The following is a 12,533-nucleotide window of genomic DNA, read 5'->3' as shown; positions in this document are numbered from 1 at the left end:
TATTCCTGAGATTTTTGATAAAATTGCCGCCTATGTAGTAGGGCTCAGCAATATTTGGCAGATATGACCATAATAGCACTTGGTATTAATCACAAAACCGCATCCGTAGATTTACGAGAAAAAGTGGCCTTTTCGCCTGAGCAAATTTCAGAGGCGCTACAACAATTAAGTGGCCATGCCGACTTTAATGAGGCGGTTATTGTCTCTACCTGTAATCGCACTGAGGTGTATTGTAGCCTTGCGCAGCAAAATTCCCAAACATTGTTGCAATGGTTAGCCAGTTTCCATGGTTTAGATGAACATGAACTGAGTAAAAATATTTATTGTTATGAAGACGGCGCAGCAATAAATCATTTAATGCGTGTAGCTTGTGGGCTTGATTCATTAGTATTAGGCGAGCCACAGATTTTAGGGCAAATAAAGCAAGCGTATAATAGTGCTAAAACCCACGATGCGGTGGGCGTTACTTTTGATCGTTTGTTTCAAAAAACCTTTTCAGTGGCAAAAGAAGTACGCACCGAAACCAATATTGGCGCGAGTGCGGTATCGGTCGCATTTGCTGCGGTTAATCTTGCAAAGCACATTTACGGCAAGTTAGACAAAACCAAGGTGCTATTAATTGGTGCCGGTGAAACCATTGAGCTGGTAGCAAAACATCTATACCAAAATGAACCGCAAAAAATAACCGTAGCCAATAGAACAATTGAACGCGCTCGCGGCTTAGCTGATGAAGTATCAGCAGATGTTATTGCTTTGGCACAATTACCTGAACGATTACACCAAGCTGATATTGTTATTAGCTCCACTGCCAGTACTTTGCCTATTATTGGTAAAGGGGTAGTAGAACAAGCACTAAAACAACGCCGTTATAAGCCAATGTTATTTATAGATATTGCTGTGCCGCGCGACATTGAGAGTCAAGTAGGTGAGCTTGACGACGCTTATTTATATTCGGTTGATGACTTACAAACGATTGTTAGCGAAAACATGGCAGCGCGTGAGCAAGCGGCAGAGCAAGCACAAATTATTATTAGTGAGCGCACCAAAGAGTTTTTTATGTGGCTGCGTTCACTAGATTCAGTGGATTTAATTCGCCACTACCGTAATGATGTACAAACAACAAAAGCAGAGCTTGTAGATAGGGCGATTAGCCAGCTAAATACAGGTAAAAATGCTGAAAAAGTAATATTAGAGCTAGCCAATAAATTAACCAATCGCTTAATGCACGCGCCTACCCGTGCCATCCAAGATGCAGCGAAAAAAGGTGAAGTGGCTCAGTTAAATCAATTGAAAAAAATGTTAGGTATAGATCAGGAATAACAGTTAAATGAAAGAGTCCGTTTATCGTAAATTAGAAACCTTAGTTGAGCGCTATGAAGAAGTACAAGCGCTGCTAAGTGACCCATCGGTCATTAGTGATCAAAACCGCTTTCGTACTCTTTCAAAAGAATACTCTGAGCTTGAAGAAGTGGTAAAAACATTTTTAGCGTACCAGCAAGCGCAAGAAGATTTGAGCAGTGCTGAAGAAATGCTTAAAGATTCAGACCCTGAAATGCGTGAAATGGCACAAGAAGAATATAAAGAAGCAAAAGCACAGATTTCGACTTTAGAAGACGATATTCAAGTTCTGATGCTGCCTAAAGATCCGAAAGACAATAACAACGTGTTTTTAGAGGTTCGCGCTGGAACGGGTGGCGATGAAGCGGCTATTTTTGCTGGTGACTTATTCAGAATGTACAGCCGTTACGCAGAAACAAAAAAATGGAAAGTAGAAGTTGTCACCACCAACGAAGGTGAACACGGTGGTTATAAAGAAGTAATTGCTAACATCAGCGGTGAAGGTGTTTACGGGCAATTAAAGTTTGAATCAGGCGTGCACCGTGTGCAACGTGTCCCTGAAACTGAGTCTCAGGGCCGTGTACATACCTCAGCATGTACTGTAGCTGTTATGGCTGAAGTACCAGAAGCAGAAGCCATCGAAATCAATACTGCTGATATTAAAGTTGATACCTTTAGAGCATCGGGCGCGGGTGGTCAGCACGTTAATAAAACCGACTCTGCCATTCGCATTACCCATTTACCTACGGGTGTAGTGGTTGAGTGTCAAGATGAGCGCTCTCAGCATAAAAACCGTGCTAAAGCGATGTCGGTATTGGCTGCACGCCTTCAGCAAGCTGAAGATGAAAAGCGTCATGCTGCTGAAGCATCAGAGCGTCGTAACTTAGTGGGCAGCGGTGATCGTTCTGAGCGTATTCGTACCTACAATTATCCACAAGGTCGTATTACCGATCACCGTATTAACCTAACACTTTATCGTCTTAATGAAGTGGTAGCGGGTGACTTAGGTGCCGTTGTTGAGCCACTAATGCAAGAGCATCAAGCCGACTTACTTGCAGCAATGGGCGACGATTAATCGTGAACCCCACTGTTGAAAACGCTATTGCTACAGGTGCTAATTTATTAGCATCAAGTAGTGATAGCGCAAAGTTAGATGCACAAGTATTACTGCTCAATATTTTACAAAAACCACGAAGTTATTTATTTACTTGGCCTGAAAAACAGCTCACAGATCAGCAGTATCAGGCATTTCAACATGCTTGTGAACGTCGCTTACAAGGCGAACCCGTTTCGCACATTACCGGGTGCCGTGAATTTTGGAGTTTGCAACTTGAAGTGAACCCAACAACACTCATCCCTCGACCTGATACAGAAACCTTAGTTGAGCTTGCGCTTGAATGCGAAGTGCCTAAAAACGCGAAAGTACTTGATTTAGGTACGGGTACCGGGGCAATAGCACTGGCGCTAGGGAGTGAAATGCCTACTTGGGATATTACGGCTGTTGATCGTATTGATGACGCGGTGGCGTTGGCCAAGCGCAACCAACAACGTTTAGCGATAAATAATGTCACTGTTGAGCAAAGTAACTGGTTCAGTGCGTTAAAAAACAAAAAATTTGATCTAATTGTAACCAATCCACCCTATATAGAACATGACGATGTACACTTATATCAAGGCGACGTACGCTTTGAACCTTTGTCTGCATTAGTTGCAGATGATGCAGGAATGGCTGATATTAAACAAATAATTACACAATCACGTGACTATTTACACGCAAGTGGCTATCTTTTAATTGAACACGGATTTGAGCAAAGTGCAGCTGTTCGTCATATTTTCAATCAAATGGCGTTTATAAATGTAAGCACAGTGAAAGATCTTGGTAATAACGACCGCGTAACGTTCGGACAATGGCCCTAAATAATTTAAAATAGCTCCGTTGTTTGTTTGCATATGGTTTAAGGAATTCTATGTGATGGAAGATTTTTTATTTTCAAATGAACAACCACCTGAAGTAGCAAGTGAAGAGCAAGGGACATGGAAAGTTTTAATAGTTGATGATGAGCCAGAGGTTCATGCTGTAACCCGCTTAGCGTTAAGTGACTTTAAATTCCAAGATAAACGTTTGGAATTTATTAGCGCTTACTCAGGTGCAGAGGCAAAAAAGTTAATTGATGATCATCCTGATGCAGCCATCATCCTACTTGATGTTGTAATGGAAACAGACGACGCCGGTTTGCAAGTCGCGAAGTACATACGCGATACCGTTAAAAATAATTACATTCGTATCATTTTACGTACTGGGCAACCGGGGCAAGCGCCTGAACGCCAAGTTATTGTGAATTACGACATAAATGACTACAAATCAAAAACAGAACTCACCGCACAAAAACTATTCACCGTGATGATGGCTAGTCTTCGCTCGTATCGATATATTATTTCTATTGAGCAGTCACGTGAGGGGCTAGAAAAAATAATTACCGCCTCTCGCAATATTTTTGCCACTCATTCAATGGATAACTTTATTGAGGGGGTGATGCAGCAGCTAACGTCCTTACTTAACGTGGCCGACGAAGCTATGTACGCCACCACCTTAGTTGCGCAAAATCCGTCAGAGGAATTAAATAAAAAACTGATTGTTTGCTCTGGCACTGGTGATTTTGCGAAGCGCGAAGGGGAAGAGCTCGAAACAGTACTGGCAGAAGATCAATTGCAAGCGTGCCAAGAAGCCCTAGCCAACAAAGCAATTGTTTACAGAGATGACTATTTGTTTGCCTACTGCAGTAGTAAGTTTAATCATAATTCGATGTTATTTGTATCCGGTGTGCCATCTAAACTGACGGATACGCAACGAAATTTAATTGAAATTTTTTCTCAAAATGTGCAGTTGGCATTTGAAAATGTACAATTACATACTGAAGTTGAAGCCACCCAACAAGAACTTGTTTATCGTTTAAGTGAAGCGGTTGAACAGCGCTCATGTGAAACGGGTAATCACGTAAAGCGGGTTGCTTATATTTGTTATGAGTTGGCATTAGGGTATGGATTATCTGAAGAGCAAGCGAATTTAATTCGTTTTGCATCGCCTTTACATGATGTGGGAAAAATAGGTATTCCAGATGCTATTTTAAATAAGCCTGGTAAGTTAAATAGCGATGAATGGGAAATTATGAAAACCCACGCAGGCAAAGGCTACGCCATTTTAAAAGATTCACCGCGTAAAATAGTCAGTGCAGGGGCGTTAATTGCACAGCAACATCACGAAAAGTGGGATGGTTCTGGTTACCCTTGCGGCTTAAAAGGCGAGCGTATCGATATTTTTGCTCGCATAGTGGCATTGGCAGATGTTTATGATGCACTGCGCCATAAACGTTGTTATAAAGGTGCGTGGACGCTTGAAGAAGCGGTTGCGGAGATCAATGCAAATAAAGGCACGCATTTTGATCCTAAACTTGTTGACGTATTCAATGGTAGACTTGAAGAACTTGAGGCGGTACTTTTACGCTTTCCTGATAAAACACATAACTAAACAGAAGTAACAATACACATGGATTATTTAGCATTAAAACATACGCACATGGTAATTGCGCTAGTGAGTATTATTTTATTTTACGTACGTTCTTTTTCTCGCATGGGCAGTGGTAGCCTTGCTAAAAATAAAGTGGTTTTTATTGGTAGCCACAGTATAGACACTTTACTAATCATCTCGGCTATTACTTTAATGGCCATGGCTAAAATAAATCCATTAGAGCAACTTTGGTTATTAGAAAAAATTGTGCTGGTGGTTGTTTATATCGCTGTTGGGATTATTAGTGCTAAGCAAACCACGACATTACCTAAGGTCATCTTTTTAGTGTTTAACACTGCGGTTATCTTAGCTATTGGCTTTTTAGCAACTGCTAAAGCCCCGCTATTGTTATAATTAACAATATTTGTTTAAGCTTTGCACCCAAGGTGCAAAGCTTACCTCTTTAATTCATTTCTGATTATTGGTATCTAGCCTTAAAATTAGGTAAACTACGTGTTCGTTTTCTAGAATGTTGTAGTATGAATGACCACCCTCGGGTTTGATGAACACGATGAATCTTATATAGAAGATGCCTACGATGATTTTTTGCCACCGGCAATATATCGTTGTATTAAAGCAGAAGCTAAATGGGACCCTCAAATAGACTTAACACCAAGTCTTGAAATATTGACTGCGTTTGAGCAACAAATAGAGACTATTTGTTCGCAAACACGCGATGCACATGATCGTTTAGAACAAATACTTGATTGCTTTTACAGTCAGTGGTTATTTAGTGCGTCAAGCCTTAAAGTACCTGAGTACAAGCTAAACAGTATTAGCTACACCTTATCTATGCGCAGTGGTACCCCCACCACCTTAGCTATTTTGTTATGCCATTTTTTACAGCATGCAAAACTTGATGCTAGTGTAAGCATAACTCAAGGCGAAGTGGGCATTCACGTCGCAATGAGCGATGATGAAGGGTACATTGTTGAGCCAAGTAGTGGTCAACAAAGCTGGTATATCATTCCTGAAAACAGCAACGAAGATAATGCACAAGAGCAAGAGCCTCTTGAGCTTATTTTTGAAGACGAAGTATATAAATTATTTTTAGCGCAACAAAAATGGTCTTTTATTAGTGAGAACAAATTTGGTCATGCGTTAACTTGCGTTGATTTGTTAATGGAAATGCTAGGGGATGATCCCTATGAGCGACGCGACAGAGGCTATTTACTAAATCAGCTAGGTTGCCCTAAAATGGCCCGAGATGATTTACAATTTTTTGTTGATGAATGTCCCGACGACCCTGCTATTGAAGTCATCCAACATCAAATCGAAGAACTTGAAGATAATCATAAAACCCACCATTAAAAATAAAAATAGGAAACGTTATGGCTGATCCCCAAACTGCCTTGATCACCAATGATGCTGTTGTACTAGGTTTACTGGCGATTATTTTAGGCTTTATTTTTAAAACCTCGTCAAGTCAGCGCCCAGGGCTTGTAGCATTTTACAAATATGTGCCTGCACTATTGCTATGCTATTTTTTACCATCGTTATTAAATACCTTTGGTATTGTTGATGGCTCGCAGTCGAGTGTTTATTACGTTGCTTCGCGGTATTTATTACCTGCGTGTTTAATCTTATTAACCATTAGCATTGATTTAAGAGCGATTATTAATCTGGGCCCTAAAGCATTAATTATGTTCTTAACAGGAACCGCAGGCATTGTGATTGGTGGTCCATTAGCTATTTTAATCATGAGTGCCGTATACCCTGAAGCAGTGGGCGGACATGGACCTGATGCGGTCTGGCGCGGTATGACAACCATTGCGGGCAGCTGGATTGGCGGTGGCGCAAACCAAGCGTCTATGAAAGAAATGTTTGAAGTTGGCGGTGATATTTTCTCTGCGATGGTCACTGTTGATGTGATTGTGGCTAATTTATGGATGGCAGTATTATTATTAATGGCGGCTAACCATAAAGCGATTGATGCCAAAGCGGGAGCCGATACCACTGCGATTGAAGATTTAAAGCAACGTGTTGAAAAATACCATGCAGAGCATGCCCGTATGCCAACGCTGAATGATTACATGATGATTATTGCTATTGCCTTTGGTATTACTGGTTTAGCACATTTTTGTGCTGATATTTTAGGACCGTTCTTTGCCAATAACTATGCATGGGCAAAAGAATACAGTTTAAATAGTAAGTTCTTTTGGCTTATTGTTATATCGACCACTATAGGCATTAGTCTATCGTTCACTAAAGTGCGTCATATCGAAGCCTTTGGCTCGTCTAAAGTGGCATCTGCCTTTTTATATATTTTAGTGGCATCGATTGGCCTGCATATGAATGTGATGGCGATTTTTGATTCACCAATGTATTTTGTGATTGGTGCGATTTGGATGCTAACTCACGCTGGCTTAATGCTGATTGTTGCTAAACTAATTAAAGCGCCGTTATTTTATATGGCTGTTGGCTCTCAGGCCAATGTAGGGGGCGCTGCTTCAGCACCTGTTGTTGCCGCTGCGTTTCACCCATCACTGGCACCGGTAGGTGTATTATTAGCAGTACTTGGCTATGGTGTAGGTACATATATGGCGTATATTTGTGGATTAATGATGCAAGCAGTTGCACCATAAGGAATTAAAATGAACAACCAAGTTATAAATATTAATCAAATAGAACTGGCAAATAATAAACCCTTTGTTTTATTTGGTGGCATGAACGTGCTGGAATCTCGTGATTTAGCGATGCGCATAGCTGAGCATTATGTTGAAGTAACCACTAAGCTCAATATTCCTTATGTATTTAAGGCGTCATTTGATAAAGCAAATCGCTCGTCCATTAATTCTTACCGCGGTCCGGGCATGGAAGAAGGTTTAAAAATATTTGAAGAGATTAAAAACACCTTTAATATTCCTTTGATCACTGACGTGCATGAACCTCATCAAGCAGCACCGGTTGCAGAAGTTGTTGATGTTATTCAGTTACCTGCGTTTTTGGCACGTCAAACAGACTTAGTTGTCGCAATGGCTAAAACCGGCGCCATTATTAATGTTAAAAAGCCTCAGTTTTTAGCCCCGCATGAAATGCGTCATATCATTACTAAATTTAATGAAGCCGGCAACAATAATGTGGCCTTGTGTGAACGTGGCTCGAGCTTTGGTTATAACAACTTAGTGGTTGATATGCTGGGCATGGATGACATGAAAACCATGGCGCCCGTTATATTTGACGCCACTCATGCGCTACAACGTCCTGGCGGTCGAGCTGATTCAGCCGATGGTCGTCGTGCTCAAGCAGCAGAACTGGCTCGTAGTGGCATGGCACTGGGTATTGCAGGCTTATTTATTGAAGCACACCCAAATCCAAATGAAGCAAAATGTGATGGCCCTTGTGCATTAGCACTGAGTAAATTAGAAGGGTACTTATCGCAAATGAAAGCAGTTGATGATTTAATCAAAAGCTTTGCTCCGCTTGATACCAGTGCTAGCGATTTATAAAAAAGTGATTTACTCATTAAAAAGCGACTTCGGTCGCTTTTTTTGTGGCTTGAATATACTCTTTCCCAGCATAGGTATATAATTCACCGCATAAGAAAAACTAATTCTAAGCTTGGTTGCCATGTCAAGACGAGTTCCTCCATTAAACGCGCTAAAAGCTTTTGAAGCTGCAGCCCGTCATTTAAGCTTTACTAAAGCCGCAGAAGAGTTGTATGTGACGCAGGCTGCGGTAAGCCATCAAATTAAAACCCTCGAAGAGCACTTAGGGTTAAAGTTGTTTTTGCGTAAAAATCGCTCGTTACTTCTAACCGAAGAAGGTCAAGGCTACTTTTTAGATATTAAAGAGATTTTTACTCAGCTAATTGACGCAACCGAAAAGCTACTAGCCCGTGGTGCAAAAGGCTCGCTAACAGTGAGTTTAACCCCGAGCTTTGCGATTCAATGGCTTATTCCTCGATTGAGCTTATTTAACGAGTTACACCCTGAAATTGATGTGCGAATTAAAGCCCAAGATCAGGACGAAAACTCGTTAACAGACGATGTTGATATTTCAATTTATTATGGTCGCGGTCATTGGAGTGGCGTACAAGCTTATAAATTGCACACTGAATACTTAGTGCCACTGTGTAGCCCATTATTGTTAAGTGGCCCTAGAGCGCTTAATCAACCAAGTGATTTAGCAAACCATACCTTGTTGCATGACACCACTCGTAAAAACTGGAAAACGTGGATGAAAACCGCGGGTGTTCGCAACGTACAAGTTAACCAAGGGCCTATTTTTAGTCATTCATCTATGGTGCTGCAAGCTGCGGTGCATGGCCAAGGTGTTGCAATTGGTAATAGTGTTTTAGCAAAACCAGATATTGATGCAGGTCGATTAGTGATCCCGTTTAATCACAGTTTAGAAAGTAAAAACGCCTATTATTTGGTGATCCGTGAGTCGCAAAATGAATTAGGTAAAATTGTGTCATTTAAAGATTGGATGTTAAGCCTAGTTGAGCAGGAGCAAGAATATTAATGAGCATTGAATGGGTTAAAAGCAGTCAGCAACCTGCAATCGCACAGTTTATATTTGCGCATGGTGCAGGGGCTGGCAGTGATTCTGAGTTTATGCAAACCATGGCCAAACAGCTCAGTGAGTATGGTATTGACGTTGGGCTGTTTGATTTTGAATACATGCAAATTGCTAAACAAACCAATAAACGTCGCCCACCAGAGCGAGCACCAAAATTACTTACATATTTTGAGCATATACTTACTCAAGCTGATGCAAATTTACCGCTATTTATAGGGGGTAAATCAATGGGCGGGCGCATGGCGTCTATGCTTGCTTGCTCAACCTCGCATGCTGTTTTAGGTGTACTTGCGTTTGGTTATCCGTTTCATCCACCGGGCAAGCCAGAAAAGCTCCGCACAGATCACTTTGCAGACATACCATGTCCTTTTTTAGTACTACAAGGTGAACGAGACACCTTTGGCACCCGTGAAGAGCTTGCCACAATGGCGATGCCAAAACAGCCGCAATATGTATGGTTAACTGATGGTGACCACTCACTAAAACCACGTAAAAAAAGTGGTATCACAGAGCAGCAAAACCTGAATGTTGCAGCAATCCAGGCCGCTAAATTTATAAAAAACACTGTTGAGAATATAAAAGAGGAAAAACATGATTAAACTATTTTTACTCGCAGGCAGCTTCTTTTGTCTATTTTCAGTGATATTGGGCGCATTTGCTGCCCATGGTTTAAAAAGTCGCTTATCAGATTACGCTATTGGTATTTTTAAAACCGCCGCTGAGTATCAAATGGTACATGGGCTGGCACTGATTGCAGTGGCAATCTTAATAAAGTGGGGCATTAATTTAAGCCTAGCGGGTGGTTTTTTTATAGCAGGTACACTGTTATTTAGTGGCAGCTTATACTTACTGGCATTAACCGGCTTAAAGTGGCTGGGCCCAATTACCCCCTTGGGTGGGCTGTGCTTTATTATTGGTTGGATAGTTATTTTAGTGCAAGTTGCACGATTTAAGTTTTAAAGAGTTTAAGGGTTAATATGTCTAGTGTTGTGATTTACTGTCGTAGTGGTTTTGAAAACGATGCCGCTGCTGAAATAACGTTTCACGCGGCCGAGCAAGGGTTTGCTGGGTATGTAAAAGCTAAACCAAATACCGGTTATGTTATTTATGAATGTTTTGAAGCGCAACACAGCGACGAAATAATCAAAAAAGTTGATTTTAAAAATATGGTGTTCGCACGCCAATGGTTTGCCGGTAACTTGATAGAAAATATGCCTGTAGAGGATAGAGTGGGCGCTATTGTTGATGCCGCAAAAGACTTTACTTTATGCTCTGAGCTGCGAGTAGAAACACCCGATACCAACGAGGGCAAAGAGTTACTGACTTTTTGCAAAAAGATATCAACTCCACTTAAAAAAGCACTCGAGAAACAAAACACCGTATTACGTGAACCAAAAGCAAATCGTCCAGTGATGCATGTGCTGTTTTTAGCTAATAATACTGCGTATGTGGGTTACTCTTACAGTTATAACAACTCACCTTTCTTTATGGGTATTTTACGTTTACGTATGCCAAGCGATGGCCCAAGCCGTTCAACCCTTAAGTTAGATGAGGCATTTAATGTGTTTATTCCTGAGCAGCAGCGTGAGTCGCGAGTACAGGCTGGGATGCGCAGCGTTGATTTAGGTGCTTGCCCAGGCGGCTGGACTTATCAGTTAGTTCGCCGTGGTATGTTTGTTAGCGCGATAGATAATGGCCCAATGAATGAAAGTTTAATGGAAACAGGGCAAGTAAAACATTTTAGAGAAGACGGTTTTAAATATCGGCCAGAAAAAAGAAATATCACTTGGTTAGTTTGCGATATGGTAGAAAAACCTACGAAAGTAACCAACCTGATGATTGACTGGGCAGTAAATGCCTATGCAAAAGAGCTTATTTTCAATCTAAAATTACCGATGAAAAAACGCTTTGACAGTGTGTATGAATGTCTAAAAATGATTAGAGAAGAAATGGCGAAGTTCGGTATCAGCTACGAATTACAAGCTAAGCATTTGTACCATGATCGTGAAGAAATAACGGTACACTTAAATGTAATTAAAGTACCACAAAGCTTATATAGTTAATCGATTAGCGAGTATAAAAAATGGGCCAACTGGCCCATTTTTTTAACTACGATATTGTGGTCGGTAATGCTCAACCCATAACCGCGTAGCGCCACATACTGCCACAGGCATCACAATTAAATTTATGAAAGGGATAGCGGTTAACAGCATTACTGCAAAGCCAAACCCATAAGATAACCCTTGTTTGCCTTTTAAGTCACTTTTCATTTGAGTGAAGCTGACTTTATGGTTATCAAAAGCATAATCTTTATATTGCACCGCATACATCCAGCAGGTAAAGAGTACCCAGAGTACTTGGCCTATTACCGGTAACACCCATAATAAAATAAAAAAGCCAATAGCGCGTGGGAGGTAGTAGCAAAGCTTAGTCCATTCTCGGCCCAGCATTCGCGGCACATCTTTTACTAAATCAGCTAATCCGTCATCGTTAATTTTTTGACCAGTTAAGTATAGCTCTACTTTTTCACTAAGTAAGCCATTGAAAGGGGCAGCAATAAAGTTAGTAATAACGGTAAATAACATACTGTAACTAAACAGCACCACCAGCACAGCAATCGGCCACATTAGCCATTCGAGCCAACTAAGCCATTCTGGAAGCATTGAATTTACAGCGTTAAAGCCATCACTAAGCCAGCCAAATAAAAAGAATAAGGAGCTACCAAATAATAAAATATTAATAAGTAAGGGTATAAGCACAAAGCGTTTTAGCCCTTTTTGACTAATTAACTTAAACCCGGAAAAAAAATATTCCATACCTTGTGTTATTTGCACACTAACCTCACCAATTATTTATATTTTAGCTATTATAAATAGCCTGATGATTTTAAACAGTACTTTTAAGTAACAAAGTATTTAATAAAGGGCACTTGCATACGTCGCAATAATAAATTATTCATTTAGGAGGTATTTAAATCCTTCATAAGTGCCTAGGCTCGCGCAATAGACTAAATTACAATGGATGCTAATTTCAATATTATGTATAGTCGAGCTACTATAATAATTTATTATAAACAGCACTTTATAAGAATATAGCGGCGCATTTA

At 40.6% G+C, this 12,533-nt stretch carries 13 protein-coding genes; 12 read left to right on the top strand and 1 reads right to left on the bottom strand.

The annotated features are described in order from the left end of the window. Window positions 1–63 precede the first annotated feature (63 nt). From hemA to rlmM, 12 genes are all read left to right on the top strand, one after another. On the top strand, window positions 64–1,320 hold the full coding sequence (hemA, locus tag BW139_RS15715; protein ID WP_175611419.1) for a glutamyl-tRNA reductase: 1,257 nt from the start codon (window positions 64–66) through the stop codon (window positions 1,318–1,320). 7 nt (window positions 1,321–1,327) lie between these two features. After that, on the top strand, window positions 1,328–2,413 hold the full coding sequence (gene prfA, locus BW139_RS15710; protein ID WP_008115176.1) for a peptide chain release factor 1: 1,086 nt from the start codon (window positions 1,328–1,330) through the stop codon (window positions 2,411–2,413). 2 nt (window positions 2,414–2,415) lie between these two features. Then, window positions 2,416–3,255 (top strand): peptide chain release factor N(5)-glutamine methyltransferase, encoded by an 840-nt coding sequence (gene prmC / locus BW139_RS15705; RefSeq protein ID WP_076920288.1) that lies wholly within the window; start codon window positions 2,416–2,418, stop codon window positions 3,253–3,255. A 55-nt stretch (window positions 3,256–3,310) separates the two neighbouring features. Then, window positions 3,311–4,864, top strand: a complete 1,554-nt coding sequence (locus tag BW139_RS15700; RefSeq protein ID WP_076920287.1) for a DUF3369 domain-containing protein — start codon at window positions 3,311–3,313, stop codon at window positions 4,862–4,864. Between the two features lie 18 nt (window positions 4,865–4,882). Beyond that, complete coding sequence (locus BW139_RS15695) at window positions 4,883–5,257, top strand: SirB2 family protein (RefSeq protein ID WP_008115181.1); 375 nt, start codon at window positions 4,883–4,885, stop codon at window positions 5,255–5,257. Window positions 5,258–5,386: 129 nt separating this feature from the next. Next, the gene (locus BW139_RS15690) at window positions 5,387–6,214 is read left to right on the top strand and encodes a tetratricopeptide repeat protein (protein ID WP_076920286.1); all 828 of its coding nucleotides are present in this window, start codon (window positions 5,387–5,389) and stop codon (window positions 6,212–6,214) included. A 20-nt stretch (window positions 6,215–6,234) separates the two neighbouring features. Further along, entirely contained in the window at window positions 6,235–7,488 is a 1,254-nt protein-coding gene (locus BW139_RS18510; RefSeq protein ID WP_008115183.1) for a DUF819 domain-containing protein, read from the top strand. A 9-nt stretch (window positions 7,489–7,497) separates the two neighbouring features. Beyond that, window positions 7,498–8,352 (top strand): 3-deoxy-8-phosphooctulonate synthase, encoded by an 855-nt coding sequence (gene kdsA, locus BW139_RS18505; RefSeq protein WP_008115184.1) that lies wholly within the window; start codon window positions 7,498–7,500, stop codon window positions 8,350–8,352. Window positions 8,353–8,473: 121 nt separating this feature from the next. Beyond that, a complete protein-coding gene (locus BW139_RS15680) occupies window positions 8,474–9,370 on the top strand; it encodes a transcriptional regulator GcvA (protein WP_008115185.1) in 897 nt (298 codons plus the stop codon). Then, window positions 9,370–10,026: an alpha/beta family hydrolase gene (locus BW139_RS15675; protein ID WP_076920285.1), complete on the top strand. Its 657-nt coding sequence runs from the start codon at window positions 9,370–9,372 to the stop codon at window positions 10,024–10,026. Before BW139_RS15680 ends, BW139_RS15675 begins: the two co-directional genes overlap by 1 nt. Continuing rightward, on the top strand, window positions 10,019–10,387 hold the full coding sequence (locus BW139_RS15670; RefSeq protein WP_008115187.1) for a DUF423 domain-containing protein: 369 nt from the start codon (window positions 10,019–10,021) through the stop codon (window positions 10,385–10,387). Before BW139_RS15675 ends, BW139_RS15670 begins: the two co-directional genes overlap by 8 nt. Window positions 10,388–10,404: 17 nt before the next feature. Beyond that, window positions 10,405–11,490 carry a 23S rRNA (cytidine(2498)-2'-O)-methyltransferase RlmM gene (rlmM, locus tag BW139_RS15665; protein ID WP_076920284.1) on the top strand — a complete coding sequence of 362 codons (1,086 nt, stop codon included), beginning with the start codon at window positions 10,405–10,407 and terminating at the stop codon, window positions 11,488–11,490. A gap of 42 nt (window positions 11,491–11,532) precedes the next feature. On the opposite strand, the gene cysZ is transcribed toward rlmM, so the two are convergent. Further along, entirely contained in the window at window positions 11,533–12,243 is a 711-nt protein-coding gene (gene cysZ, locus BW139_RS15660; RefSeq protein WP_370587363.1) for a sulfate transporter CysZ, read from the bottom strand. Window positions 12,244–12,533 lie beyond the last annotated feature (290 nt).

The organism is Pseudoalteromonas sp. SK18 (genome assembly GCF_001974855.1).
GTDB lineage: Bacteria > Pseudomonadota > Gammaproteobacteria > Enterobacterales > Alteromonadaceae > Pseudoalteromonas.
The sequence above is the reverse complement of the archived record's forward strand: the minus strand, read 5'-3'. Positions and strand labels throughout refer to the sequence as shown.